This is a genomic window from Legionella bozemanae (assembly GCF_001648595.1).
GTDB classification, from domain to species: Bacteria; Pseudomonadota; Gammaproteobacteria; order Legionellales; family Legionellaceae; genus Legionella; species Legionella bozemanae.
Genome location: NZ_LBAW01000006.1, coordinates 224,647 through 250,737 on the forward strand (window position 1 = coordinate 224,647; position 26,091 = coordinate 250,737).

A 26,091-nucleotide genomic window follows, 5' to 3' on the forward strand; every position below is an offset into this window, starting at 1 on the left:
GCAGCATACATCAGTATGTGAGCATTGATTAGGGAAATTTTCTCGCCAGATGCGCCAAATACGGCCGTTCCCTGGTTGGGATTGAGCACTTACGTTACTTCGACTTAAGTTTCCAACGCTTATGCATCCAGTTCCATTGCTCAGGATGAGCTAAAATAATGCGTTCTAAAGCTTGGTTATAAGCTAACGTATTATAATATAGTGATTCTTGAGCACTTCCATAATCTGTCCAAGGGATTGGATCATAAAATTCTAAGACATGTTTTCCATTAGGCAATCTATAGCCCGCTGCAGGAATTACTGGGACTCCAGTATAGCGAGATAAAGTCGCTAAGCTACGATAGGTTCCTGCCTTTACTCCAAAAAACTCTACAGCAATACCGTCTCGATTAACCAAAGAAGCATGTTGATCAAGAACAAAAATGACCGCATGATTTTGTTCCAAAGCAGCACAAACCTTATCTAGAGAATTCTTTTTAGGAATAACGTTTAAACCTACTTGGTAGTATTGCTTAAATAAGCTCCGCTCAATAAATTTGATTGATAGAGTACGACGTATAAAATGAAACTGCCCTTGAAACTCTTTAAAATTTAAAACACCACCTATTGGCGCCACTTCCCAATTGCCAAAATGTCCAGTAAGAACCAAAACACCTTTTTGTTGCGCTACAACTGCTAACATATTCTCATGGCCACGAACCTCGACTTGTTTACGTAATTTATCTTCAGACATGAAACGCAATTGAATTGCTTCTTTAAAGGATTTAAGTAAATGAGAGTAATAAGATACAGCAAGCCGCTTTTTTTGTGCGTCATTTAATTGATCACCATAAACGCGATCAATATTTGCCATAATGACTTGCCGCTTATAGGGTAAAAATTTATATACGAATCGCCCCAGCAAGCTTATAGGCAACTCATTAATTTTTCGTTCTAATTCAGTCACAAGCTTTGATCACCAAACAAGCATTCATACTGGCAAACCCACGATTAATCGTCAATGCATAAGGCCCTCTTTTGAGAGACTGATGTTCTGCACTTACAGATAAACCTTTACAGCTGGAGGCAATATTTTGCAAATTAGCGATACCAGGTACACACTTAGATGAAAGCGCATAAGTTGTCATTACCGCGTCAATCAGACCAGAAGCGCATATAGTATGTCCCATAGACCATTTGAATGCGGTTACTGGAATTTCCTTTTGCGCAAAAACATTTTGTATTGCCTGAGATTCGCTATAATCCGATTTGCTATTACCATTACCGTGAGCAACAATAAAACCTAAATTATCAGCGTTTAGTTGAACAAGATCCAAAGTACGTTGCATCAACTCTGCCAATTGTTGTCCGCTTGCATCCAGAGAAAATAACCCTTCTGTTTCCGTGGTAGATAATCCACCAATAATTTCTCCATAACACGTTGCGGAGCGTGCTCGCATACTTGCTTCACTTTCCAATATCAAAGCAGCAGCACCTTCAGCTAAAATTGTGCCATCATGCGCCTCATCAAAAGGTTTTAAATGTTGATGACTTAATACACCTAATTGCTCATAGTAAAACAAGGCTTGGGGTTCAGCTATATCATAGGCAACAACCACGGCCCGCTCTGCCTGACCACTGCTAATGGCATGATATGCTTCCAATAAAGCCTGCGTACCACCCACTGCATGGTTCGTTACATTATGATTAGGACCTTTAAATTCATAGGTGATTCCTGTATATGCAAGAACATTATTAGGTAATATTCGCAATAACCACATTGGATGAACTGTTTCGAATAGCTGCCCAGCAAATTGCTGCATATCACCTTGAGTTTTTGCTAACAAAGGCAAAAAATCATACTGTTGAAAATATTTATTTCCAGGAGACCCCACAAAAATAGCGGTTTGCTCATTAAACGAATTAGGATCATCAAGAGTATCGCGATAAGCAATCATTTGACTGTGTTCGATTGCTTGTACCGCAGCATTAATTCCCATCACATCCTGGCGTGAAATAACCTTCAGCAACTTACGATCCGGTAACATTTTTGCAGGATTAAAATCTTTTAACTCTCCAGCCAATCCATGAGGCCAACCGGATAAATCCCAGTGGGTCATTTTAGCAATTCCGTTTTTTCCAGAAAGAATCGCATCCCAAGTAGCATCCGCAGTAGCGCCTGATGCAGTTAGGGCGCTGCGCCCAGTAATGAATACTCTATTGCTCTGACTCATAGTCCTGCTCCTTCAAATTCAGGATGCTTAAATAACAAGCAACTATTTGAGCCACCAAATCCAAAAGAATTGGATAAAACCACACCTAAAGAACGTTCACGCGGCCCATCAACTACATAATCCAAATCACATTCTGGGTCTGGGGTCGTTAAATTAGCAGTCTTGGGTATCTGTGCCTGCTCTATAGATTTAACGGATAATACAGCCTCCAGCGCCCCTGCCGCAGCAATCAAATGTCCAGTCTGACTTTTAGTCGAACTTACAGGTAGGTTTGCGATATATTCCCCAAAAACTGCTTTAATCGCATTCGTTTCACTTAAGTCATTCATCTTGGTCGAGGTACCATGGGCATTAATATAATCCACATCAGAAGCCCGTACTCCTGCATCATGGAGAGCGCGTTCGATTGCTTGAATGGCTCCATCCCCATTTGGATGTGAATCAGTAATTCGATAAGAACTTAAGGAATTTCCCTCACCGGCTAACTCAGCATAAATACGAGCACCGCGAGCTTTTGCTTTACTCCATTCTTCCAAAATTAAAAAGGCAGCACCTTCCCCCAAGACAAAACCATTACGCGTTGCATCAAAAGGTCGGCTCGCTGTTTCCGGTGTACTATTATAAGAAGATAAGGCGCCTAATAAGCAAAAACTGGATAACCCCAAAGGATTAATCATCGAATCAAATCCGCCAGCCAACATAAAATCAGCTTCGCCTCGACGAATGACTTGCATCGCCAACCCTAAAGCTTGCCCTCCTGAAGCACACGCTGTATGCACCGAGGAAGCATAACCTCTAATTCCGAATTGTTGAATCAATAAAGATAACCCTGAGTTTGGCGTTGTTTTACCAAAATCAGATAATCTGTAAAATTCTCGCGTGTTCGCAAGTAATCGCCCCCAATCCGCTTCACCATCTTGAGCACAAGTTTGTTGAAATCGGGACAGATAGTCAAATTCAGCAGTCATCATACCGCTACCTGTAACTACGCCCCATTGTGCTGCCGTTTGCTCTGTAGGCAATATACCTGCATCATCAAATGCTTGTTGCGCTGCCTCAAGAGCATATCGTGTAAAAGGTACAGAAAAGCGACTACGTTTTGTGGTTAATTTGGGATCGAGTGTAAAATGTTTCACCTCAGCCGCAATATAAGCGGGAAAAGCACTGGCGTCAAACTGCTTGATTTCAGCAATTCCCGAACGCCCCTCCAATAAATTGGACCATGTGGACTGCACATCAAGTCCTAAAGGAGAAACAGCTCCCAAACCTGTAATAGCCACTCGTCTTTTTTTCACTTTATTTACCTCTGGGAATTAAGTACTACATCTACAACACAAACACGCTTGCCTGCAACCTCACTACGATAAGCCAGGATCAACTCATCTTCTGTTTGTTTTTTGACAGTCACAAAACATTCAAGAATATCACCCGGATAAACGAATTCATTCATTTTTATTTTGCGCAATTCGCTTACTTTATAGTGTATTGAATATCCTGCACGTCGAATAAATTCATAGGTCAAATTTAACTTGCACTCCAATAATACTGTCAGAGGTAATACGGGTTTCTTAGGAAAATGATCTGCAAAATAAGGGGCTGCTCGTGATATTCTTTTTTCAGCGATTAAACTAACCCCTGGTTGACTGAAGCGAACTCTATCAAAAGTCATGGGCACTACAGGCAATTCCAAACTCATAATCAGATCGTCATTCAATAATGGTGCACTTTCCTTGCTAATAACTGACCAATCCCCAGGACGATTAATTTCAGAAAATTGCTGCCTTACTTCATCTAAATCAATAAAATCAGCCATTGGTAGTAAAGGGCCCAAAGCCCCTTCAATACGAAAAACAAGCTCATTACCCACTTTAGCTTCGCTATGGTATTGCATTACCGAATCATCTAAGTGTTTAATAAATGACTCAAGCAATAAAGTCTCGCCTACATAAGCCCGTCGGTGCATAGAAGCACTGGCGACAATACCAGCAACAGGCCTGCGGGTAAATCCTTGCAGCTCCATTACATTCCAAGCGGCCAATTGTCCTAGTGTTTCTCCAATTAAAGAAGGAATAAAACAGGGCCGTCCCTGTTCATCAACTGTGAGGAATGCATCATTTGAAGTAACATGTTTGACTCCCCGGATCATCTGTCCAGGAGATGACTCTACTATACGATCAACAAATAAGAATCTCATCAGTATTTATTATGCCCTATTAACTTGCTTTTAAAGTCACACCAGAATTAAGCCTCAGCTCCAGCGGTTTGTTGTTCCTTAGTTGCAGCGACAACTAACTTACAAAACGTTTCAATGGTAAATAACATGGGTATTTCATTGACTTTCATATTTGACTTGAATTGCTCTGCAGGAACTTCACTTAAATAATTTTGCAATGCAATCAAACCTTGTTCGGTGATGATACCACCTTTCTCGAATTCATCTTCTGCCAAATCACCACGTGCATTTTTTTCCAATTGACCACGAGGAATTTTAATTTTGAATTCTTTTTCCAATTGGAAAACCAAATCAAGAAAATCAATAGATTCAGCGCCGAGATCTGCTATTAATCGACTGTTAAGAGATATTTCTTCTACATCAATTACTAGCACATCAGCAACAATTTCTCTAACTTTAGGATAAACGTCTGCTACATTCATATTTTGTCCTCAGAGATCAGCTAATTTACAAAGCCCGAAATTATACCATAGATTTTTTTAAAGACACAAAATTAAACGTGGCGAGGTATTAACCAACCTGACTATACCCTGCATCAACAAATAAAGTATGTCCATTAATCATGGACGCTTCGGGTAAGCATAAGAGATAAATGGCATTAGCAACATCTTGTGTTGTTAGTGGTCTATCAGCCAGTGAGCGGGCTTGGTACTCATCAAGTAACTGTTCCCTATTAGGGAAATGCTTTAATGCATCAGTATCAACTACCCCAGCAGAAACAGCATTCACTGTAATGCCATCAACAGCCAACTCAAGACTCAAAGAACGAACTAAAGCTTCAAGTGCTGCTTTAGATGCACCAATAAATGCATAATTTGGAATTGCCCGAGATGCACCAAGACTAGATAAGGCGATAATACGGCTACCCTTGGGCATCAGTGAATGTCCTTCTGTGGCCAAATGATTTAATGCCAAAGCATTGGTTTCCAGACACCAGCGCCAATGCTTAGTTGACATCTTTAGTGCCGGTTTTAAAACACCACTAGCGGCATTACTAATTAAAAAATCAAGGCGATTAAAATGTTCATGGAATTGTGCAAACATTTCTTTTACAGACTGATGATCTGCTACATTAGCTTGCAAAGCAATTGCTTTACGGCCCATAGCATGGAGTTCTTCAATCAAAGCTTGGGCTTCATCAGAACTGTTGTAATAAACTATGGCAATATCACTTCCTGCCTGGGCTAACTTTAATGCAGTCGCCTTACCGATGCCTTTTGCACCGCCAGTAATTAATCCAACTTTACCCGCAAAAACCAAACTCATGGAATATTCCTCATCAACTTCATTTATCTAAGAATAAAAAATGCAACTGTTATAAAGCCCGCTTAAGAAATCATAACTCCTGTTACATTTAACATGTAGCCTGGGTGAAGCGAAGCGGAACCCGGGTATAGGGAAAAAATTCCCGGGTTCCGCTTCGCTTCACCCAGGCTACTATTTCAAAGATACCAAGTGCTTGTAAATCGGCACCGTGGACAAACAGTTACAAAAGCTACATTTTCATTTTTATTCATCGATAAAGCAATGATTAGATCATTAAATTTTTAAATATCTTGTTTCTAGAGAGCTAACTTTGTACTATCGCCACACGATTAAGATAAATATATATTAATGAATGAAGCATTCTTGGTTTAAAACTGTGTTTCCTATCGCTGCGATTTTTTCCTTTCGCATGCTCGGTTTGTTTTTACTCATACCTGTATTTAGCATTTATGCAGAAAATTTGCAGGGTGCCTCTCCTGCTTTGGTGGGTCTTGCTCTAGGAATTTATGGTCTTGCGCAAGGTCTTCTCCAAATGCCCTTTGGCATGCTTTCCGATAAAATAGGAAGAAAACCCATGATTACTGTGGGTCTAATCCTTTTTGCTTTTGGTAGTTTGCTGGGTGCCATTACTGATTCTATTTATGGGATGATTCTTGCCAGAACCTTGCAAGGCACAGGTGCAATTGGTAGCGTTTTAATCGCTTTACTTTCTGATTTAACACCTGACGAACAACGTACCAAAGCAATGGCGGTCATTGGTATGACCATAGGCACATCATTTAGCTTGGCCATGGTAATTAGCCCAGCCATTACCCATCATTTTGGTCTCTCTGGTATTTTTTGCCTAACTACTTTATTAGCGATTATAGGGATAGGATTGCTGCATTTAGTAATTCCTAAACCTGTAAATGAACGCATTCACATTGATAGTGAAACAAATCCCGCTTTATTGAAACAAGTTATTTCCAATCTACAACTACAACGCCTTAATATGGGCATTTTTTGTCAGCATTTTATTCTTACAGCAACATTTTTTGCCATCCCCTACATCTTGAGAAAACAGGTGGAGCAAGGCCATTTATCACAACAATGGCATTTTTATCTGCCCCTTATGCTTATTTCATTTATACTCATGATCCCATTTATTGTGATTGCCGAAAAGAAAAAGCGCATGAAAAGTGTTTTTATTTTATCCGTACTCACAATGGTAATAGCACAATTATTATTAGCCTATACTTTTCAAAATTGGCTTAGTCTATGCTTTCTTATGTTAATTTATTTTATTGCTTTTAATATTCTCGAAGCCGCATTACCCTCTTTGGTATCCAGACAGGCAAATCCTAACAGTAAAGGAACTGCCATGGGCGTTTATTCAACCAGTCAATTTTTAGGGCTTTTTATTGGTGGAACAATATCAGGTGTTTTGTATCAATGGAGTGGCAGCAAGGGAATTTTTATTACGAATACTGTCTTAAGTGCTTTATGGCTACTTGTTTCTTTTTCCATGAAATCAAACGCTTCTATCGCAACACTTATTTTGCCTTGTTCCTGGACTGGAAAAAAAATAAATCTCATCAATGAATTGTTACATGTGAAAGGAGTGATTGAAGTAGCATTCGCAGAAGATGAGCGGGTAATTTATTTACGTGTGAACAGAGAGCACTATCTTGAAGGCAGTGCTGAAAAAATAATTCATAGCGGAAATCGCTAATCAATGGAGTGTTTAAATGAAAATTTCTTTGAAGCATCAAACTACAGAACACAGTAATGCTGCATCCTGTAAAGTGACAGAGTATCATCTTAATGATCCAATGATTGATTGCGCTATAGCAAAAATATCAGGCCGATATCCTGAGACACGACGAGTAATAAATTTAGAATGTAATGAATTAGCTTATGTATTCCAGGGTGAAGGTAAAGTCGTTGTCAATCATACAGAATATAAATTATCTGCTGGTGATGCAGTATTAATTGAAGCAGGAGAAAAATATTACTGGGAAGGAACTATGCAATTGTTTATTTCTTGTCGTCCAGCATGGAATATGGGGCAACACCAATTAGTTGATTAAATTCTACATACTACTCGTAGCCTGGGCGAAGCCTAGGCTACTCAAGTTGATACTGTTTGCAATGCACCATTAAGCTACTGACGGACCAGGCGCAAATTTTTACCAGAAAATGAGCTCTTCTCTGTAGATCGGTATGGGTTAATATCCAAACCGCCTCGTCTTGTATAGCGTCCATATACAGTCAGTTTTTCAGGCTTGCAATAGTTCATAATATCAACAAAAATGCGCTCAATACATTGTTCGTGAAACTCATTATGATTTCGATATGAAACAAGGTATTTCAATAAACCTTCTCGATTAATTTTTTTCCCTTTATAGGTGATGTGTACGCTTCCCCAATCAGGCTGGTTTGTAACCAGACAATTTGATTTCAATAAATTGGAAAATAAGGTTTCCTCCACAATTTCATCGCTTACAGTGAGAAATGAAGGCTCAACAAGATAAACAGAACATTCTATATCAAGATTATCAAGTAACTCCCCTATTAAAGGCTGTTGTATAGCAAACTGACTGGTCGCATCCAGAAGGTGAACATGCACCCAAACTTCAGCACCAACTCGTTCTTGTAAGTCTTTTTTAATTGTATTTTCTAATTCACGAACACTTTGAATTCGAGTATTGTTGAATGAATTAAAATAAAGTTTTAATGATTTTGACTCAATCAAGTTAGGTGAACTGCAGTCATAAAACAATTCAGCAATTGCAACCATTGGTTTGCCTTTAGCATTAAGCCAGGAAACCTCATAGTGATTCCAGCAATCAAATCCATAAAAAGGCAATTGAACTGGATCAACCCCAATTTCCTGCCGCTTTCCTGCTCTCGGAATAGGATATAATCGATCTGGATTATACATTTCATCATATGCAGATTTTTTACCTAATTCGGATTGTTCCGCTTCGGATTGATATTTTTGCAATACTTGATCATTCATTGTATTTAACTCCAATATTTCTATAATTTTTGCAGTACTTTTCCAATTCACCGGTTGATTCATTTCCATTTGACTGGAAATATAAGTGAGCAATGATGCCGCTTCATTAATTCGCGCCGCTTTCTCGGTTAATTCACATGCTTGTATGCCAATAGACGTCATTACATCGAAATGCGGATTTTCCATAATTTTTTTAATCGTCGATAAAGAAAAACCTAAAAACTTTAAGGTGATAATTTGTTGTAATCGTATTAAATCCGTTTCAGAATAAAGACGATAACCGCTCATTGAGCGCTTTGTTGGTTTTAATAAGCCAATTTCATCGTAATATTGTAATGACCTTATAGTTAATGAGGTCATTTGGCTAATTTCTTTAATTTGGTAATATTTCATTCAACTTTCCCCTGAAAGTTGATTCTAAACTATCACGTAACGTGAGAGTCAATAGCTGAAAGCAAAAAAATGCACTATAGGGATAACAAAATCATGTCTAAAAATGATCTCAGTTGGTTAAAATACATTACTGAAATTCAAGCAATCGCTCAAAATGGACTGAGCTACTCAAATAATGAATTTGATAAAGAACGTTATTTAAGGCTTCGCGAAATTGCTTCCGAATTTATGGCAAATTACTCGGATACTCCTCTTACTGAGATAAAACAAATTTTTTCATTAGAAAAAGGATATGCTACTCCTAAGGTAGATGTCCGTGCTTTTATTCTAAAAGATAATAAAATTTTATTGGTTAAAGAACGCTCCGATGAGCTGTGGACCTTGCCTGGTGGGTGGGCAGAAACAAATGAATCAGCATCGGAATCAGTAATTAGAGAAGCTAAGGAAGAAACTGGATTTGATGTTTCTGTAATTAGATTACTTGCATTGTGGGATAAACAAAAACATGAGCATCCGCAACAGTGGCCGCATACTTATAAATGCTTTTTTCATTGTGACATTATGTCGGGAACCGCAAAAGAAAATTTAGAAATTTCTGAAATTGATTTTTTTGATTTAACTCGCTTACCAGCACTCTCAACACCTAGAGTGACCCAAAAACAAATTATGCGTCTGTACGAACTGGTTTCCAGTTCCGATAAAACACTTTTTGATTGAACAGATGCTTGACTCTTACCTTATGTCATACATTAGCCTTGTCACCAAGGAGGAAAAACGATGAAACAATGGTATGCAAAAGAGTTTAGTCGACTGACGCAAGTTTCAGTAAGAACACTGCATCACTACGACAAAATTGGTTTACTTAAACCCAGTTTACGTCTAAGCAATCGTTATCGTTTGTACTCCGAACAAGACTTATCAAAGCTGCAACAGATTATTGCCTTGAAATTTTTTGGTTTTGAATTAGCGCAAATCAAACGACTACTTGCTCATAATGCAAACATGCTGGAAAATCTAGGCATGCAAGCAAAATTTCTGCAAGAAAAAGCAGAAACACTCCTGCAAGCGAAGCTAAAGTAACTATTTATGATGTCCTAATCCATGATGAGCAGGTGAGTAAAGAAGCTAAAGAATGGCTTAAAAAAATCTCGAACTAATCATCCTATTCAACAACGAGTATATCAAGCCAGATATGCTTGTTGTTTTTTTTCTTTAGCAAAACGCAATTAAAAGCTCATCTTTAACTCATCAGTGCAAGGAATATATAAATTAGGTATACTCTTTCCCTAACTTTCGCATACAGGAGATCTTAAAATGGCACGTGGTATAAATAAAGTCATCTTAATTGGCAACGTGGGTATTGACCCTGATGTCCGTTACTTACCTAATGGAAATGCGGTCACTACACTATCAATTGCCACAAGTGAAGCATGGAAAGATAAAGTAACAGGTGAGAAACAAGAACGGACTGAATGGCATCGCGTAGTATGCTTTAACCGTTTAGGTGAAATAGCTGGGGAATACGTACGCAAAGGCTCTAAACTCTACATTGAAGGTAGTTTAAGAACTAGAAAGTGGCAGGATCAACAAGGCCAAGATAGATACACTACTGAGATTGTAGCTAATGACATTCAAATGCTCGACAGTAAAGGAGCCGCCGCATCATCCAGCTTTGATGAGATACCACAAGCCCAATTTACACCACCAAGCAATCCCAATGCGGGAAGACAACAACCGGTGCAAGTACCACAAGATGCTTTTGATCAATTGGATGATGATGTTCCATTTTAACTTCATTTGGATCTAAGCTGTCATATTGTCTATTGCTGCCCTTATCGATAAGGGCGCTATAATTTTCGTTTAACAGTTTTTAAAATAACTGTAACCTGTTGCGCAGTGGAGCCGCGACGTAGAAATACTATCTCTGTTTATAATCTAAATTAAGACATCAATCTTTTTTTATAAATGATATATGACCTGTTCTTTCCAGATATGCAAAAAGCACTTTATCCAAAGAAGAAGTATGTATTTGTTGACGCATTTGTTCCTCTATATCTTTTTTGGTGATATTTAAGCTTTGTAATACGTTCTTTTGAAGATGACCATTTTTTATAAGAAGATGACGTTTTCCCTTAAATATGCGTTCAAATATTAAAGATTTTCTAGTACATATAGCTAATATTTTATGCGTCAATATCAAACCAATTAAACCAATAGTTGTAGACATCAAAGTAGCCGGGCCATTTATTCCTCTGCTAATTAATCCACCAGAAATCACAATAATTAACAGATCAAATGAGTTGTTTAATTTAAACCGTCGATCACCAAATCGAATCAAAAGTGTACCAATTACTAATAACAATATAGCTCTTATAAACACATAAACTAGATTTTGATCTTCATTGACTAAATAAGCATAGAAAAGCATCCATTATCTCCAGATCGATAAAGTTATTAATTATTTTCCATAAACAAGATTACTTTTCAAATATTAGCTTTGCCAAATTACCTTGTAAAACCTCTTAAAAGATGACCTATATATAAGCCCTGACAAGGAAATTATCATTAGACCCCTTTCAAAACACTCCTGCGAAGGAGGGCTGTTTCATCGATACGATGCGCAAATCCTTATGGGACTTCGTTACACTCCAGTTCTACAGCTGTTATCACGCATTTCTTGCTTTGCAGCGAGTGACGAAAGAGGTCTATTATAATCATAAACCAAACTACAATTGACTTATTAACTGCTAAGAAGTAGAGGTTCTATAATACTGTCATACTAAACCATTTAAGTGAAACATAATGAAATTCACTTTTCAAATCCATATCGATGAGTCAAAGTGTATTCCATATGAAAAAAGCTTGAAAAGAAACCTTAGAAAGCTATTAGTGACTTACAATTGAGGTAACCATGGACAAAGTTAATTTGGTTGAAAAATTTAAACTCTTTAATGAGTACTGGGCTCCACGCATTGTTGGAGAACTAAATGGTCAATATGTCAAACTTGCAAAATTCAAAGGAGAGTTTATGTGGCATAGCCATGCAACTGAAGATGAGCTTTTTATGGTCATAAAAGGTATGCTCAAAATTGAACTTAAAGATAAAATAGTTACTTTAAAAGAAGGTGAGTTTTATATTGTACCCAAAGGCGTAGAACATAAACCTGTAGCAGATGAAGAAGTACATGTCATCTTATTAGAACCAAAATCAACAGAGCAAACAGGCGGTATCGAGAGTGATTTACTTGTGGATAAGCAACCATGGATCTAAAAAATAAATAAAACTTATCGCCATTTGCTTTGTTAAAAACGTAGCCTGGGTGAAGCGCAGCGGAACTCGGGGGGATTCTCAACGCAAAACCCGAGTTCCGCTGCGCTTCACCCAGGCTACAATCTAATTTTCTTCAAAACAAAAAACCCGCAAAATGCGGGTTTTTAGATTTGAACAGCTGAATTCACTCTTCAGTATCATCACTAGCAACAGGTCGATCTAATAACTCAACTATTGCCATAGGTGCATTATCGCCGTCTCTATAACCACACTTGATAATACGTACATATCCACCAGGACGTTCAACAAAACGCGGACCTAAATCTTTAAATAATTTACCAACAGCAGATTTAGATCTTAGAATATCAAACGCATGACGACGTGTAGCAACTGAATCAACCTTTGAAACAGTAATTAAAGGTTCAATATAACGTCGCAAATCTTTAGCTTTAGGCAAAGTTGTTTTAATCAACTCATGCTCAATTAAAGAGCAACACATATTTGCAAACATAGCCTTTCTGTGGCTACTTGTACGGCCAAAACTTCTGCCTGAATTACGGTGACGCATAACCAAAACTCCTAAACTTTATTCGCCAAGATTTGCTGGCGGCCAATTCTCAAGTTTCATACCAAGCGATAATGAACGTGAAGCTAAAACATCCTTAATCTCAGTTAAAGATTTCTTACCTAGATTAGGAGTTTTTAAGAGTTCATTTTCAGTTCTTTGTACTAAATCGCCGATATAATGAATATTTTCTGCTTTCAAGCAATTTGCAGATCGAACAGTTAACTCTAAATCATCAACAGAGCGTAATAGAATAGGATCAAAATCATTGCGTTCTTTATTATCAGACCGAGACTCTTCAAATTTCATGTCAACAAAAGCATGAAGTTGTCTTTGAAGAATACTAGCAGAGATCCGTATTGATTCTTCAGCATCAATAGTTCCATTAGTTTCTAACTCAATAGTTAACTTGTCGAGGTCAGTACGGTTTTCTACACGAGCACTATCAACATAGTAAGCCACTTTCTTAACTGGAGAGAAACTATTATCAATTTTAAGCTTCCCAACAGATTTTCTTTCTACTTCATCATCGAAATGTCTAATAAATGAATCAGTACTGTGGAAACCAATTCCTCGCTCAACTTTCAAAGTCATATTCAATTTGCCTTTTTCATTCAAATTAGCAATGACCAGCTCTGGATTAATTATTTCTAATCCATGAGTCAGCTGAATGTCTCCAGCAGTAACTTGACAAGGACCTTGTTTGTTCAATGTTACAGTGGCGTCTTCACCAACTGACATTTTTATTGCAACTAACTTCAGGTTCAGTAATATATCAACAACATCTTCCTGCACGCCTTCAATTGTGCTGTACTCATGCAGAACACCGTCAATTGAAGCTTCAGTAATTGCACTTCCAGGCATTGATGATAACAAAATACGTCTCAAAGCATTGCCGAGAGTATGACCAAAGCCACGCTCCAAAGGCTCTAAAACTATTCTAGCTTTATAGGGCGATTCTGCCTGGACCTTAAGAACATTAGGTGTCAACATTTCATTGATTTCAGTATACATTCAGCTATTTCTCCGAGCTTACTTAGAGTAAAGTTCTACAACTAAGTTTACGTTGTAGTCTGAAGATAAGTCAGTTAACGTTGGTGCTGTAGAGAATGTCCCTTTGCAAGAAGAAGAATCTACAGTAATCCAATCACATGGAGCTCTTTGTTCGGACAAAGCTAAAGCTGCTTGAATACGGCCTTGGCTTCGTGCTTTTTGACGAACAGATATAACATCTCCAGGTTTTACTAAGAAAGATGGAACGTTAACTATATTATCATTAACAAGTATGGCTTTGTGTGTAACAAGTTGTCGTGCTTCAGCACGTGTACTTGCAAAACCCATACGGTACACAACATTATCCAAACGTCTTTCAAGTAAAGACATCAGGTTTTCGCCTGTAGCACCTTTCATACGAGCAGCCATTTTGTAATAGCCACGGAATTGCTTTTCAAGAACGCCATATAGTCTTCTAATTTTTTGTTTCTCTCTAAGCTGAATTCCATAACCATTCAGGCGTGGTTTTTTATCACCATGTTGTCCAGGTAACTTTTCAGATTTACATTTGGACTTGTGATCACGGACACCACTTTTAAGTAATAAATCACAACCTTCACGACGTGATAACTTACATTTTGGACCAAGATATCTAGCCATTAATTACTCCTGAGTCTTATACACGACGTTTTTTAGGTGGTTTACACCCGTTATGAGGTATACCAGTAACATCGGTAATTTCAACAATTTTAAAATCCTGTGATATTAATTCACGAATAGTGGACTCTCTTCCAGGTCCGGGACCATGAACAAATACAGCCACAGATTTCATACCGTATTCTTTCGCAACAGCAGCAGCACGCTCAGTAGCAACCTGTGCAGCATAAGGGGTGCTTTTTCTTGATCCTCTAAATCCTGAACCACCAGATGTTGCCCAGCATAGCGCATTACCTTGTCTATCAGTAAAGGTAACTATAGTATTATTAAAAGATGCATGAACGTGCACAATACCATCTGATACAACACGTTTTGCCTTTTTGCGTACTTTTTGTTGTTTTGACTTTGTTATTGCCATCTTACTTTCCTACATGAAAAATCAAACGGTAGTGCCTTTTCTGCGACCTTTTCTCGTACGAGCATTAGTTTTCGTACGTTGTCCTCGCAATGGCAACCCTCTTCTGTGTCTTAGACCACGATAACATCCTAGATCCATAAGGCGCTTAATGTTCATTGTCACAACACGACGCAAATCACCTTCCACTGTTATTTTTGCAATTTCTGTTCTCAAAGACTCAAGTTGAGCATCAGTTAGTTCTGATACCTTTTTTGAAGGTTCAATACCAACTGCTGAACATAATTTCAAGGATGTAGGTTTACCAATACCATATATTGCTGTTAAAGCAATCACAACATGTTTGTGATCAGGTATATTTACTCCTGCAATACGAGCCATTAACTTCTCCGAACGTTATTTGTTCTGTCGAAAGGGACAGAAGAATACTATTTTTATAAAATTAAATCAAGCGGATATTAACCCTGCTTTTGCTTATGTCTGGCATCTTTACAAATAACCCGTATAGTGCCACTTCGTTTAATAATCTTGCAATTGCGACAAATTCGCTTTACAGATGCTCTTACTTTCATTCCTAACTCCGATAAAGATCATAAAAGACCAGGTAATTTGGTGCCTTTAAAATTAGCCTTTTTCATTAAAGAATCATATTGCTGCGTCATTAAATGAGCTTGTACCTGAGCTACAAAATCCATAATAACAACTACAATAATCAGCAATGACGTTCCTCCGAAATAAAAAGGGACATGCCATGTATACATCAAAATCTGAGGCAAAAGACATACAAGAACCAAATAAATCGCGCCAACTAGTGTCAAGCGGGTCATTACACCATCAATATATTTAGTTGTTTGTTCACCTGGTCTAATTCCAGGAATATATGCACCAGATTTTTTTAAATTATCAGCAGTATCTTTGGGATTAAACACCAAAGCTGCATAAAAGAACGCAAAAAATATAATAGCTACAGCATACACAATTAAATACAAAGGCTGCCCAGGGGATAGAGCCATTCCAACATCAGCTAACCACCCCAAACCTTTAGTATGTGAGAAAAATTGCGCCAAAGTTGCAGGTAATAATATGATGCTGGACGCAAAAATAGGAGGTATTACTCCAGACATATTGATCTTCAAAGGTAAATGGCTTGTTTGTGCAGCATATACCTTTCTACCTTGCGTTCTTTGCGCATAATTAACTCTTATACGCCTCTGTGCACGCTCCATGAATACTACAAATCCGGTTACCACCACTACAACAGCAGCAATAATAATTAAGGTTAATGCCTGCATTTGTCCTTCTTTAACCTGTTGAAGAACTGATGCAATAGCAGTGGGCATACTTGAAACAATTCCCGAAAAGATAATTAAGGATATGCCATTACCGACACCCTTTTCAGTAATTTGCTCACCCAACCACATTAAAAACATTGTTCCGGTCACCAAGGTAACCACTGCGGTAAAGTAGAATGAGAAGTCAGCTTGTAGTGCAATTTGTTGTCCAGCTAACCAACGTGCCATCCCTAAAGACTGAAACACCGAAAGTACCAAAGTCAGGTATCGAGTGTATTGGTTTATTTTTCTACGTCCAGATTCACCTTCTTTTTTAAGTTGTTCCAATTTAGGAGAAACAACAGTAAAAAGTTGTAGAATAATAGATGCAGAAATATATGGCATAATACCAATTGCAAAAACCGTCACACGCGATAAAGCACCACCAGAAAACATATTGAATAAGCCAAATATTGTATTCTGTTGTTCATTAAAAAAATTAGCGAGCCGCGCGGGATCCAAACCAGGAACTGGTATGTGTGCTCCTAAACGATATACTAAAATGCCAAGAACAACAAACAATAATCTTGATTTCAGTTCAGCCAATCCTCCACGTGATTGGCTTGCATTATGTTTTTGGTTTTTCATAGTCATTCTTCTATGCTGCCGCCTAAACCTTCAATGGCCGAACGAGCTCCTTTAGTGACTCTTAAACCTTTAAGTTTGATGGCAGTAGTTAATTCACCAGATAAAATAACTTTTACATCCTTAATAGAATTGCTGATTAAACCTGCTTCACGCAATGTATTGAGATCAATTACTTCAGCAGACAATTTTGCAAGTTCACTGAGACATATTTGATCTACAGTTCTACCAACGCGTGACTTAAAGCCCATTTTTGGTAGACGTCTTTGAATAGGCATTTGACCGCCTTCAAAATTAATTTTATGAAAGCCACCAGCACGAGCTTTTTGCCCTTTATGACCTTTACCACTTGTTTTACCTAGTCCGGATCCTATACCACGCCCTAATCGTTTTTTGGGACGTTTTGAACCAGGATCTGGTGATAGTGAATTTAAATTCATTATACACTCTCCTCAACCAGCAATAGATAATCAACTTTATTAATAAGGCCACGAATTGCTGGGGTATCATTATGAGATACACTCGAATTAGTTTTACCTAGACCTAATTGCTTTACGATAGAAATGTGCTTTGGCTTTCTGCCTATAATGCTTTTAACCAAAGTTATTTTAATTTTCTTTTCCATAATTAGCCCGCCATAACTTCTTCAACAGTTTTACCACGCTTGGCCGCAACATAATCTGGGGTACCGATATTAGTTAAAGCTCCAATTGTAGCCCTAACAATATTGCTTGGGTTGGTAGAACCAATACTTTTAGCTAATATGTTTTGCACGCCTAAAACTTCTAAGACGGCTCTCATCGCGCCACCAGCAATAATTCCAGTACCTTCACTTGCAGGCTTCATAAATACTTTAGAAGCACCGTAGTTCCAAGTAATTTCATGAAATATAGTTGATCCAGAAAGTGGAATATAAACCATATTTTTCTTAGCTTGCTCCATTGCTTTTTGAATAGCAATTGGAACTTCTCTCGCTTTACCTCTACCAAAGCCAACTTTACCCTTGCCGTCACCAACAACAACAAGTACCGCAAAGCCGAAAACACGGCCGCCTTTTACAACTTTAGCTGTACGATTAACCGATACTAGCTTTTCTTGGTAGCCATCTGATTTAGGTGATGATTCATCGAATGCCATAATCGTTCCTTAAAAATCTAATCCAGCTTCGCGCGCACCTTCTGCAAGGGCTTTCACTCGGCCATGATATTTATAACCAGCACGATCAAATGCAACTTGAGTAATGCCACGCTCGCTTGCACGCTTACCAAGCAGCTTGCCAACTAGGTTAGCTTGTTCTACCTTACATTTACCGGTCAGGCTTGGGCGCAATTCTTTATCGTTTGTTGAACATGATACCAATACTTTATCACCAAGCTTATCCGCTTCAATGATTTGTGAGTAAATGTGCAAACCACTTCTATAAACGACTAATCTTGCTCTGCCTGATTTACGGATCAGTGCTTTTGCTTTTAATCCACGTCGAGCACGTGAGTTCTGTTTATTCATGACTTAAACCTTATTTCTTTTTCGCTTCTTTACGAGCAATATACTCGCCAGCAAGTTTAACACCTTTGCCTTTATAGGGCTCTGGTGGTCTAAATGCTCTTATTTCAGAAGCAACTTGACCCAAAATTTGTTTATCAACACCTTTCAGCAATATGACAGTATTACTTGGGGTTTCTACTAAAACGCCTTTAGGCAAGTGGTATTCAATAGGATGAGAAAAACCTAAAGATAACGTAATTGATTTATCTTTAGACTGTGCTCTATAACCTACACCAACCAGTTCCAAGGTAACAACAAAACCTTCAGTTACACCCTTAACCATATTGTTTACTAATGCACGAGCAGTTCCAGCCTGAGCCCAAGCTCTAGGATCATTTGCAGCAGGCGCAAACTCAACATGATTAGAATCTTTATTTTTAGTTACTTTAACTAACCTATTAATTTTTTGGGTTAGTGTTCCTTTAGGCCCTTTTACAGTAATTTCACCATCACCTATTGTTATTTCAACGTTTGCTGGTTGAACTACTGGGGCTTTTGCTACTCTAGACATATTATTCCTCGCAAGTATTAAGCCACTTCACAAATGACTTCGCCACCAACGCCTTTCATCTTTGCAGATATATGGGTCATTATACCTTGTGATGTAGACAAAATAGCTACGCCAAAGCCAGGAACAGATGTCAAATCTTTATAAGACTTATAGACTCTCAATCCAGGCCTGCTAATTCTCTTAATCAATTCAATAACGGGTCTGCCATGATAGTATTTCAGCTTAATCGTCATTAATTTAAGATTATTATCTAATGATTCCACAAAGAAGTTTTCAATATATCCTTCTTCCTTTAAAACACGAGCAATTTCTTCCTTCAATTTAGAAGAAGTTAACGTTATTTGCTGATGCTTTGCTTGTTGACCATTTCTAATTCGGGTCAGCATATCAGCAACTGGATCATGCATACTCACAATCGTTCTCCAATTAAAAAATTACCAGCTAGATTTTCTTCCGCCAGGTATATTACCAACCATTAGTTGTTGCCTTAAGCAAATTCTACAAAGAGCAAACTTACGATAAACTCCATGTGGACGGCCACATTGCTGACATCGTGTTTTAAAACGAACAGGATTTGAATTAACAGGCAATTTAGCTAACTTTAACTGGCTATCCATAATTACCTGAAAATCATCAGATGATTTAATCAATTTTTTCAATTCGTTTCTGCGTCTACTGTACTTATTTACTAGCTTGCTACGCTTTAACTCTCTCATGAGCATTGATTTTTTAGCCACAATTTCACCCTTATTTTTTATCTCTATCTTTCAATGGAAGGTTAAAGGCTTCTAATAAAGCTTTAGCTTCTTCATTTGTTTTAGCACTTGTAGTAATACAAATATCTAAACCACGGATACCATCTGTTTTATCGTAATCAATTTCTGGAAATACGATTTGTTCATGTATCCCCATACTGTAATTACCAGTTCCATCAAAAGATTTAGGATTTAAACCACGAAAATCTCTCACACGCGGTAAAGTTACGGAAACCAGTCTGTCTAAAAACTCATACATACGTTGACGTCTTAGTGTTACTTTACAGCCTATTGGCCAACCTTCCCTAATTTTAAAACCAGCAATAGATTTTCTTGCTTTAGTAACAACAGGCTTTTGTCCAGCAATTAGAGTCATATCCTCAACTGCATGGTTCATCACCTTTTTATCACCAACAGCTTCGCCAACACCCATATTCAAGGTGATTTTAAGCAACTTTGGAACTTCCATAACGCTGGAATACTTGAACCGTTTCATCATCATAGGGATGATTTCTTTTTTATAAAATTCATTAAGTCTTGCCATTTCAATCACCTAATTAAACACGGTCAATTATTTCATTGTCAGATTTAAAGTATCTAACCTTCTTACTTATTCCGTTACTCTCAATAAACTTAAAGCCTACTTTATCTGCTTTCTTTGTATTGGGATTATAATGAGCAACGTTAGAAACGTGTACTGGCGCTTCAAGGGTAATAATACCACCCTTGCTTTCTGGTTTTTGTGGATTAGCCTTAACATGTTTTTTGATTAAGTTTCCACCTTCAACAACCACACCACTTTCAGTCACACGTAGGACTTTACCTCTATGACCTTTACTTTTACCGGCAATTATAATTACATCATCGCCTTTCTGAATACGTTTCATATCTAAATCCTTCTCACAAAACTTCTGCAGCCAGAGATATTATTTTCATAAATCTCTCTCGTAGCTCGCGAGTAACAGGGCCAAATATACGAGTACCAATTGGCTCGTTTTGGTTATTTAACAGTACTGCAGCGTTACCATCGAAACGAATCAAAGAGCCATCGTCTCTACGAACGCCTTGTGCTGTACGAACAACTACTGCTTTCATCACAGCACCTTTCTTTACTTTACTTCTGGGTATTGCATCTTTAATACTTACTTTGATTACATCACCTACACGTGCATATCTACGGTGAGAACCGCCAAGCACTTTAATACACATAACCTTACGTGCTCCGCTATTGTCAGCCACTTCGAGCACTGTCTGCATTTGGATCATTTTTTACTCCAGCTCTGATTTCGACCAGAAAAAGGTTGCTGATTATATCAGGCCTTTTAGGGTTTTAAAAGTAAATCAACAGGGTTGATTAAGAAATTACTTCGACTAATACCCAGCTTTTTGTTTTAGAGAGTGGTCTTGACTCACGGATTTTTACTATGTTACCAATTTTACATACTTGATTTTCATCATGCGCATGCAATTTAGATCGACGTTTCATAATTTTTCCATACTTTGGATGTTTAACAGAACGTTCAATCATCACAACTATGGTTTTATCCATTTTGTCACTAACTACTTTTCCAACCATTGTTCTGGCATTTGATTCACTATTAGACATGTCACTTACCTGCCTTTTCAGTCAACATTGTTTTTACTCTTGCCACTGACTTACGCACCATGGTGATGAGATGTGTTTTATCTAGTGAGCCACTTGCTTTCTTCATTCGCAAATTTAATTGTTCTTTACGCAATGAAAGCAATTCATTTTGCAGTTCTTCTACTGATAAACCGCGTAATTCATCAATCTTTTTCATTACATCACCTTCCTTTCTTCAAATATAACCTTGAAAGGAAGTTTTGCTTTAGCCAGATCAAAAGCTTCCATAGCAAGCTCTCTGGACACACCTTCCATTTCAAATAAAACCTTACCTGGTTGTATTTGAGCAACCCAATATTCAACGCTACCTTTACCCTTACCTTGTCTTACTTCCAAAGGCTTTTGTGTAATAGGCTTATCTGGGAATACTCTAATCCAAATTTTACCACCACGTTTAATATGACGTGTCATTGCTCTTCGCGCTGCCTCGATTTGTCTTGCTGTTAAACGACCACGCTCAAGCGCTTTCAAACCAAATTCACCGAAGCTGATATTGCTACCGCGTAAGGCTAAACCTCTGTTACGGCCTTTCATCTGTTTTCGGTATTTTGTACGTTTAGGTTGTAACATGATTCTTAATCCTCACTCACTGGGCAACGTCAGAAGATCTTTTCTTTTGCGGGAGAATTTCACCCTTGAAGATCCAGACTTTTACACCAATAATACCGTAGGTAGTTTTAGACTCCGCTGTACCATAATCAATATCAGCTCTGAAAGTATGTAAAGGTACGCGACCTTCCCTATACCATTCACTACGAGCAATTTCAGCACCACCTAGTCTACCACTAACACAAATTTTAATTCCTTTAGCGCCTGCTTTAAGAGCTGAAGTTACTGCACGTTTCATAGCACGTCTAAACATAACACGCTGCTCTAACTGTTGCGCGATTCCTTCAGCAACAAGTGTTGAATCAAGTTCAGGCTTTTTAATTTCTTCAATATTAAGATGAACAGGTACACCTAATTTATTAGAAATTTCATTACGCAGAGTCTCAATACCACCACCCTTTTTACCGATGATCACACCAGGTCGTGCAGTTTGTATTGTAACAACAGCATTATTAGCAGGACGCTCAATGAGAATCTTGCTTACTGCAGCTGCCATAAGCTTCTTTTTCAGTTCAGTACGTAATTTAATATCTTGAATTAAAAATTCAGCGTATTTTTTGCCTGCGAACCATTTAGAGTTCCAGTCTTTAATAATACCAAGGCGTATGCCTATAGGGTTAACTTTTTGTCCCATTGCTATTCCTCGTCAGACACTTTTATCGTGATATGGCAGGTACGTTTGCAAATTCTGTTTGCACGTCCTTTAGCTCTGGGACTAATACGTTTTAAAGTCATTGCTTCATCAACGCAGACCATACCTACTTTTAAATCATCAATATCTGCACCATTATTATTTTCAGCATTTGCAATTGCAGACTCTAATAATTTAAGCATTAATTGAGCACCTTTTTTTGGTGTAAACTTGAGGACATCAAGTGCACCAGATACATTCATATTTCGTATCATATCTGCTACCAATCTGCCCTTCTGAGCGGATAAGGGAGCACCTTTTAACTTTGCTGTAACTTCCATCATATCCTCTTATTTGCCTTTAGCCTTTCTGTCACCAGAGTGGCCTTTGAATGTACGAGTCATGGCAAACTCACCTAATTTATGACCAACCATATTATCTGTTATGTAAACAGGAATATGATCTTTGCCGTTATGAACAGCAATTGTTAAGTCAATCATTTCAGGAACGATTGTTGATCTTCTTGACCAAGTCTTAATTGGTTTTTTAGATTTTGATTCAATTGCAGCTTCTACTTTGGCAATCAAATGATGGTCAACAAAAGGACCTTTTCTTATAGAACGAGCCACTTGATATCCTCTCAATAATTATTTCTTCTTACGTCTTCTGACAATAAAATTATCAGTACGCTTATTACTTCTGGTTTTGTAACCTTTAGTAGGTACGCCCCATGGTGACACCGGATGACGTCCACCAGAAGTACGGCCTTCACCACCACCATGTGGGTGATCAACTGGGTTCATAGCTACCCCACGAACTGTTGGGCGAATACCTCTCCAGCGTTTTGCTCCAGCTTTTCCTAATGCACGTAAACTATGTTCACTATTACTGACTTCACCAATTACTGCTCTACAAAGAACATGTATTTTACGCATTTCGCCAGAACGAAGTCTTAATGTTGCATAAATACCTTCTTTAGCAACAATTTGTCCGCTTGCTCCAGCACTTCTTAATACCTGGGCACCTTTTCCTGGTTTCATTTCAACACAATGAATTGTAGTACCAACAGGAATATTTTTTAATGGAAGACAATTACCAATACTAATAGGTGAATCAGCACCGCTAATAACTGTATCACCAACCTTTAAATTGGCTGGTGCAATAATATACCTTCTTTCACCATCTTTATAAACAATTAATGCGATTAATGCAGTACGATTTGGATCGTATTCAATACGCTCAACACGAGCCTCAATCCCATCTTTATTACGTTTAAAATCAATGATGCGATATTGATTACGTTGACCACCACCGATATGTCTTACAGTAATTCTACCTTGGTTGTTACGTCCGCCAGTTTTTTTCAGTTTTTCAACTAAAGCCGCATGTGGCTTTCCTTTATGAATATGGTGGTGAACCACACGTAATTCGCCACGTTTTCCTGGCGATGTAGGTTTAGATTTTAATAGTGCCATCTTAATCTGCCTTATTCGGTAGCTGTAAAGTCAATATCTTGATCAGCATGAAGAGTTACAAATGCTTTTTTCCAATCACTACGCTTTCCGCTTGTTTGTTTAAAACGCTTTGTTTTTCCCTTCACATTGATAACAGATACATTTTTAACTTTAACGTTAAATATATTCTCTACCGCTATTTTAATTTCATTTTTAGTTGCAGTTTTCAATACTTTGAAAGTAAACTGTTTCAGCTTGTCAGCTATAACAGTGGCTTTTTCAGAAGTATGTGGTTCACGTAGAACCATCAACAATCTTTCAGCGTTCATTGTAACTGTTCCTCAATTTTTTTAATTGCAGCTTCTGTAACAACAACCTTCTCAAATCTGAGTAAAGAAACAGGATCTATAGTTGTAACGTCGCAGATATCATAATCAATTAAGTTTCTTGAACCAAAATATTCATTCTCACCAACTTCACTCATTACTATAAGTGCATTATTAATATTTAGTTGGTTCATTTTGCTAACAAAATCTTTAGTTTTTTTGCTTTCACATTGGAAATCACTAACAACAACCAAGTTCCCAGTGCGACAAAGTTCGGAGATTATACTACGTAATGCACGTTTGTACATTTTTTTATTAATTTTTTGTGAATAATCTCTTTTTTTAGAAGCAAAGGTTACCCCACCGCTTCGCCATAGTGGACTTCTTATAGTACCTGCTCGAGCACGTCCAGTACCTTTTTGATTCCATGGCTTTTTACCGCCACCCCGGACTTCAGAGCGAGTTTTTTGGGCGCTATTACCACTACGAGCGTTATTCATATAAGTTACTACAGCTTGATGAATCAAACCTTCATTATAACCATATGCGAATACTTCTTGGTTCAGTATTAATTTTGAATTTGTATCTATAGTAGTAATTTCCATCACTCACCTCGCACTTGCTTTTTAACTGCAGGCTTAATCTCAACTCGTGAGCCAGGAGCACCAGGTATTGCACCTTTGATAAGAAGTAAATTTCTTTCTGCATCTACGCGCACTAATTCAAGGCTTTGAACGGTACAACGAACATTACCTAAATGACCTGCCATTTTCTTACCTTTGAACACACGTCCTGGAGTTTGGTTTTGACCAATAGAACCAGGAACACGATGCGATCTGGAGTTACCATGGGTAGCATCTTGTGTTCTAAAATTATATCTTTTAACTGTTCCGGCAAAACCTTTACCTTTAGTGATTCCAGCAACATCAACAAATTGTCCAGCCGCAAAAACATCCGCAACTGTGATTACTTGACCTGCTTTAAATGCATCTTCTGAATCAACTAAAAACTCAACAGACATATCACCTGCTTCAATTTCAGCTTTTGCAAAGTGACCTGTTAAAGGTTTATTAACTTTACTTGCTTTTTTTGTACCGCCTGTTAATTGAACAGCGGTGTAACCATCAGTTTCTTTAGTTTTAACCTGGGAAACTCTATTAGGGTGAACTTCAACAACAGAAACTGGAACTGAAACTCCATCTGCCATGAAAACCCGCGTCATACCGATTTTACGGCCTAATAAACCGATCATCATTCTAACACCTCTTTAATATCCTTCACCCTAACACTTAGTCATCAAGGCTTATCTGAACATCAACCCCAGCAGCCAGATCCAACTTCATCAATGCATCTACTGTTTTTTCAGTTGGATGAACGATAACGACCAGGCGTTTATGAGTACGTAATTCATATTGATCTCGAGCATCTTTATTAACATGCGGTGAAGTCAATACAGTAAATTTCTCCTTACGGACAGGCAACGGTATTGGCCCACGAACTTGTGCGCCAGTACGTTTTGCTGTCTCTACAATTTCTCGAGTTGACAAGTCAATCAACCGATGATCAAAGGATTTTAATCTTATTTTAATGTTTTGATTGTTACTCATTCTAATTACTCGATAATTTTAGCGACAACACCGGCGCCTACAGTACGGCCACCTTCCCGAATTGCGAAACGTAAACCTTCATCCA

General features: G+C 38.0%; 42 protein-coding genes and 2 pseudogenes. 6 read left to right on the top strand and 38 right to left on the bottom strand.

Annotated features, from left to right (window positions below; translation table 11 throughout):
- Positions 1-94: 94 nt before the first annotated feature.
- The 6 genes from A8O27_RS07670 to fabL form a co-directional block, all read right to left on the bottom strand.
- Positions 95-946 (bottom strand): lysophospholipid acyltransferase family protein, encoded by an 852-nt coding sequence (locus tag A8O27_RS07670; protein ID WP_058458776.1) that lies wholly within the window; start codon positions 944-946, stop codon positions 95-97.
- Positions 939-2,213, bottom strand: coding sequence for a beta-ketoacyl-[acyl-carrier-protein] synthase family protein (locus A8O27_RS07675; RefSeq protein WP_058458777.1), 1,275 nt, complete (start codon positions 2,211-2,213; stop codon positions 939-941). The genes A8O27_RS07670 and A8O27_RS07675 overlap by 8 nt, the downstream gene beginning before the upstream one ends.
- The gene (locus A8O27_RS07680) at positions 2,210-3,508 is read right to left on the bottom strand and encodes a beta-ketoacyl-[acyl-carrier-protein] synthase family protein (RefSeq protein WP_058458778.1); all 1,299 of its coding nucleotides are present in this window, start codon (positions 3,506-3,508) and stop codon (positions 2,210-2,212) included. The genes A8O27_RS07675 and A8O27_RS07680 overlap by 4 nt, the downstream gene beginning before the upstream one ends.
- A 5-nt stretch (positions 3,509-3,513) precedes the next feature.
- Entirely contained in the window at positions 3,514-4,407 is an 894-nt protein-coding gene (locus A8O27_RS07685) for an ApeI family dehydratase (protein WP_115684330.1), read from the bottom strand.
- A gap of 47 nt (positions 4,408-4,454) precedes the next feature.
- Positions 4,455-4,868 carry an acyl carrier protein gene (locus A8O27_RS07690; RefSeq protein WP_058458779.1) on the bottom strand — a complete coding sequence of 138 codons (414 nt, stop codon included), beginning with the start codon at positions 4,866-4,868 and terminating at the stop codon, positions 4,455-4,457.
- Between the two features lie 88 nt (positions 4,869-4,956).
- On the bottom strand, positions 4,957-5,712 hold the full coding sequence (gene fabL, locus A8O27_RS07695; protein ID WP_058458780.1) for an enoyl-[acyl-carrier-protein] reductase FabL: 756 nt from the start codon (positions 5,710-5,712) through the stop codon (positions 4,957-4,959).
- Between the two features lie 352 nt (positions 5,713-6,064).
- Between fabL and A8O27_RS07700 the strand changes: the two genes are divergently transcribed.
- Positions 6,065-7,423, top strand: coding sequence for an MFS transporter (locus A8O27_RS07700; protein ID WP_058458781.1), 1,359 nt, complete (start codon positions 6,065-6,067; stop codon positions 7,421-7,423).
- A gap of 16 nt (positions 7,424-7,439) precedes the next feature.
- Complete coding sequence (locus A8O27_RS07705; protein ID WP_058458782.1) at positions 7,440-7,781, top strand: cupin domain-containing protein; 342 nt, start codon at positions 7,440-7,442, stop codon at positions 7,779-7,781.
- A gap of 74 nt (positions 7,782-7,855) precedes the next feature.
- Here A8O27_RS07705 and queF read toward each other — a convergent pair whose 3' ends face one another.
- Together queF and A8O27_RS19445 are read right to left on the bottom strand one after the other, a co-directional pair.
- The gene (gene queF / locus A8O27_RS07710) at positions 7,856-8,713 is read right to left on the bottom strand and encodes an NADPH-dependent 7-cyano-7-deazaguanine reductase QueF (protein ID WP_058458817.1); all 858 of its coding nucleotides are present in this window, start codon (positions 8,711-8,713) and stop codon (positions 7,856-7,858) included.
- 240 nt (positions 8,714-8,953) lie between these two features.
- Positions 8,954-9,106, bottom strand: a pseudogene (locus A8O27_RS19445) (MerR family DNA-binding transcriptional regulator); the annotation flags it as partial.
- A gap of 93 nt (positions 9,107-9,199) precedes the next feature.
- On the opposite strand from A8O27_RS19445, the gene A8O27_RS07715 reads away from it, so the two are divergent.
- From A8O27_RS07715 to ssb, 3 genes and pseudogenes are all read left to right on the top strand, one after another.
- Positions 9,200-9,823: an NUDIX hydrolase gene (locus A8O27_RS07715; RefSeq protein WP_058458783.1), complete on the top strand. Its 624-nt coding sequence runs from the start codon at positions 9,200-9,202 to the stop codon at positions 9,821-9,823.
- A 60-nt stretch (positions 9,824-9,883) separates the two neighbouring features.
- Positions 9,884-10,168: pseudogene (locus tag A8O27_RS07720) on the top strand (MerR family transcriptional regulator); the annotation flags it as partial.
- 252 nt (positions 10,169-10,420) lie between these two features.
- Positions 10,421-10,897, top strand: a complete 477-nt coding sequence (ssb, locus tag A8O27_RS07725) for a single-stranded DNA-binding protein (protein WP_058458785.1) — start codon at positions 10,421-10,423, stop codon at positions 10,895-10,897.
- A 157-nt stretch (positions 10,898-11,054) separates the two neighbouring features.
- Here the strand turns inward: ssb and A8O27_RS07730 are convergent, their stop codons facing one another.
- Positions 11,055-11,534: a DUF421 domain-containing protein gene (locus A8O27_RS07730; RefSeq protein WP_058458786.1), complete on the bottom strand. Its 480-nt coding sequence runs from the start codon at positions 11,532-11,534 to the stop codon at positions 11,055-11,057.
- A gap of 483 nt (positions 11,535-12,017) precedes the next feature.
- Here A8O27_RS07730 and A8O27_RS07735 point away from each other — a divergent pair, with 483 nt between their 5' ends.
- Positions 12,018-12,377, top strand: a complete 360-nt coding sequence (locus A8O27_RS07735) for a cupin domain-containing protein (RefSeq protein ID WP_058458787.1) — start codon at positions 12,018-12,020, stop codon at positions 12,375-12,377.
- Between the two features lie 184 nt (positions 12,378-12,561).
- On the opposite strand, the gene rplQ is transcribed toward A8O27_RS07735, so the two are convergent.
- From rplQ to A8O27_RS18445, 29 genes are all read right to left on the bottom strand, one after another.
- The gene (rplQ, locus tag A8O27_RS07740; protein ID WP_058458788.1) at positions 12,562-12,945 is read right to left on the bottom strand and encodes a 50S ribosomal protein L17; all 384 of its coding nucleotides are present in this window, start codon (positions 12,943-12,945) and stop codon (positions 12,562-12,564) included.
- A gap of 18 nt (positions 12,946-12,963) precedes the next feature.
- Positions 12,964-13,956, bottom strand: coding sequence for a DNA-directed RNA polymerase subunit alpha (locus tag A8O27_RS07745; protein WP_058458789.1), 993 nt, complete (start codon positions 13,954-13,956; stop codon positions 12,964-12,966).
- A gap of 18 nt (positions 13,957-13,974) precedes the next feature.
- Positions 13,975-14,595, bottom strand: coding sequence for a 30S ribosomal protein S4 (gene rpsD / locus A8O27_RS07750; protein ID WP_058458790.1), 621 nt, complete (start codon positions 14,593-14,595; stop codon positions 13,975-13,977).
- 16 nt (positions 14,596-14,611) lie between these two features.
- Positions 14,612-15,010, bottom strand: a complete 399-nt coding sequence (rpsK, locus tag A8O27_RS07755; RefSeq protein ID WP_003633055.1) for a 30S ribosomal protein S11 — start codon at positions 15,008-15,010, stop codon at positions 14,612-14,614.
- A 21-nt stretch (positions 15,011-15,031) separates the two neighbouring features.
- Complete coding sequence (gene rpsM, locus A8O27_RS07760) at positions 15,032-15,388, bottom strand: 30S ribosomal protein S13 (RefSeq protein WP_019233380.1); 357 nt, start codon at positions 15,386-15,388, stop codon at positions 15,032-15,034.
- 77 nt (positions 15,389-15,465) lie between these two features.
- Positions 15,466-15,579, bottom strand: coding sequence for a 50S ribosomal protein L36 (gene rpmJ / locus A8O27_RS18440; RefSeq protein ID WP_010946099.1), 114 nt, complete (start codon positions 15,577-15,579; stop codon positions 15,466-15,468).
- 18 nt (positions 15,580-15,597) lie between these two features.
- Entirely contained in the window at positions 15,598-16,926 is a 1,329-nt protein-coding gene (gene secY, locus A8O27_RS07765; protein ID WP_058458791.1) for a preprotein translocase subunit SecY, read from the bottom strand.
- Positions 16,927-16,928: 2 nt separating this feature from the next.
- Positions 16,929-17,363 carry a 50S ribosomal protein L15 gene (gene rplO, locus A8O27_RS07770; RefSeq protein WP_058458792.1) on the bottom strand — a complete coding sequence of 145 codons (435 nt, stop codon included), beginning with the start codon at positions 17,361-17,363 and terminating at the stop codon, positions 16,929-16,931.
- Positions 17,363-17,548, bottom strand: coding sequence for a 50S ribosomal protein L30 (gene rpmD, locus A8O27_RS07775; RefSeq protein WP_019233377.1), 186 nt, complete (start codon positions 17,546-17,548; stop codon positions 17,363-17,365). The genes rplO and rpmD overlap by 1 nt, the downstream gene beginning before the upstream one ends.
- A 2-nt stretch (positions 17,549-17,550) precedes the next feature.
- Entirely contained in the window at positions 17,551-18,060 is a 510-nt protein-coding gene (gene rpsE, locus A8O27_RS07780) for a 30S ribosomal protein S5 (RefSeq protein WP_019233376.1), read from the bottom strand.
- Positions 18,061-18,069: 9 nt separating this feature from the next.
- Complete coding sequence (gene rplR, locus A8O27_RS07785) at positions 18,070-18,429, bottom strand: 50S ribosomal protein L18 (protein WP_058458793.1); 360 nt, start codon at positions 18,427-18,429, stop codon at positions 18,070-18,072.
- A gap of 10 nt (positions 18,430-18,439) precedes the next feature.
- Positions 18,440-18,979 carry a 50S ribosomal protein L6 gene (gene rplF, locus A8O27_RS07790; protein WP_058458794.1) on the bottom strand — a complete coding sequence of 180 codons (540 nt, stop codon included), beginning with the start codon at positions 18,977-18,979 and terminating at the stop codon, positions 18,440-18,442.
- A 17-nt stretch (positions 18,980-18,996) separates the two neighbouring features.
- Entirely contained in the window at positions 18,997-19,386 is a 390-nt protein-coding gene (gene rpsH / locus A8O27_RS07795) for a 30S ribosomal protein S8 (protein WP_202972288.1), read from the bottom strand.
- A 27-nt stretch (positions 19,387-19,413) separates the two neighbouring features.
- Positions 19,414-19,716, bottom strand: coding sequence for a 30S ribosomal protein S14 (rpsN, locus tag A8O27_RS07800; protein WP_058458796.1), 303 nt, complete (start codon positions 19,714-19,716; stop codon positions 19,414-19,416).
- A gap of 10 nt (positions 19,717-19,726) precedes the next feature.
- A complete protein-coding gene (gene rplE / locus A8O27_RS07805; protein ID WP_058458797.1) occupies positions 19,727-20,278 on the bottom strand; it encodes a 50S ribosomal protein L5 in 552 nt (183 codons plus the stop codon).
- A gap of 13 nt (positions 20,279-20,291) precedes the next feature.
- On the bottom strand, positions 20,292-20,621 hold the full coding sequence (gene rplX / locus A8O27_RS07810) for a 50S ribosomal protein L24 (RefSeq protein ID WP_058458798.1): 330 nt from the start codon (positions 20,619-20,621) through the stop codon (positions 20,292-20,294).
- Between the two features lie 13 nt (positions 20,622-20,634).
- Entirely contained in the window at positions 20,635-21,000 is a 366-nt protein-coding gene (gene rplN, locus A8O27_RS07815; protein ID WP_006872243.1) for a 50S ribosomal protein L14, read from the bottom strand.
- A gap of 88 nt (positions 21,001-21,088) precedes the next feature.
- A complete protein-coding gene (rpsQ, locus tag A8O27_RS07820; RefSeq protein ID WP_019233369.1) occupies positions 21,089-21,340 on the bottom strand; it encodes a 30S ribosomal protein S17 in 252 nt (83 codons plus the stop codon).
- Between the two features lies 1 nt (position 21,341).
- Positions 21,342-21,536: a 50S ribosomal protein L29 gene (rpmC, locus tag A8O27_RS07825; RefSeq protein WP_019233368.1), complete on the bottom strand. Its 195-nt coding sequence runs from the start codon at positions 21,534-21,536 to the stop codon at positions 21,342-21,344.
- Entirely contained in the window at positions 21,536-21,949 is a 414-nt protein-coding gene (gene rplP, locus A8O27_RS07830; protein ID WP_003633085.1) for a 50S ribosomal protein L16, read from the bottom strand. The genes rpmC and rplP overlap by 1 nt, the downstream gene beginning before the upstream one ends.
- Positions 21,950-21,965: 16 nt before the next feature.
- The gene (gene rpsC / locus A8O27_RS07835; RefSeq protein WP_058458799.1) at positions 21,966-22,622 is read right to left on the bottom strand and encodes a 30S ribosomal protein S3; all 657 of its coding nucleotides are present in this window, start codon (positions 22,620-22,622) and stop codon (positions 21,966-21,968) included.
- A 2-nt stretch (positions 22,623-22,624) separates the two neighbouring features.
- Positions 22,625-22,960 (bottom strand): 50S ribosomal protein L22, encoded by a 336-nt coding sequence (gene rplV / locus A8O27_RS07840; protein ID WP_010654827.1) that lies wholly within the window; start codon positions 22,958-22,960, stop codon positions 22,625-22,627.
- Between the two features lie 9 nt (positions 22,961-22,969).
- Complete coding sequence (gene rpsS / locus A8O27_RS07845) at positions 22,970-23,248, bottom strand: 30S ribosomal protein S19 (protein WP_010654828.1); 279 nt, start codon at positions 23,246-23,248, stop codon at positions 22,970-22,972.
- An 18-nt stretch (positions 23,249-23,266) separates the two neighbouring features.
- Positions 23,267-24,094 carry a 50S ribosomal protein L2 gene (rplB, locus tag A8O27_RS07850; protein WP_058458800.1) on the bottom strand — a complete coding sequence of 276 codons (828 nt, stop codon included), beginning with the start codon at positions 24,092-24,094 and terminating at the stop codon, positions 23,267-23,269.
- Between the two features lie 11 nt (positions 24,095-24,105).
- The gene (gene rplW / locus A8O27_RS07855; RefSeq protein ID WP_058458801.1) at positions 24,106-24,402 is read right to left on the bottom strand and encodes a 50S ribosomal protein L23; all 297 of its coding nucleotides are present in this window, start codon (positions 24,400-24,402) and stop codon (positions 24,106-24,108) included.
- Positions 24,399-25,004, bottom strand: coding sequence for a 50S ribosomal protein L4 (rplD, locus tag A8O27_RS07860; protein WP_058458802.1), 606 nt, complete (start codon positions 25,002-25,004; stop codon positions 24,399-24,401). Before rplD ends, rplW begins: the two co-directional genes overlap by 4 nt.
- Complete coding sequence (rplC, locus tag A8O27_RS07865) at positions 25,004-25,654, bottom strand: 50S ribosomal protein L3 (RefSeq protein ID WP_058458803.1); 651 nt, start codon at positions 25,652-25,654, stop codon at positions 25,004-25,006. Before rplC ends, rplD begins: the two co-directional genes overlap by 1 nt.
- Positions 25,655-25,688: 34 nt before the next feature.
- Positions 25,689-26,006, bottom strand: a complete 318-nt coding sequence (gene rpsJ / locus A8O27_RS07870) for a 30S ribosomal protein S10 (protein ID WP_019233361.1) — start codon at positions 26,004-26,006, stop codon at positions 25,689-25,691.
- Between the two features lie 5 nt (positions 26,007-26,011).
- The coding region (locus tag A8O27_RS18445; RefSeq protein ID WP_207384450.1) for an EF-Tu C-terminal domain-related protein at positions 26,012-26,091 on the bottom strand (80 nt) is incomplete at its 5' end.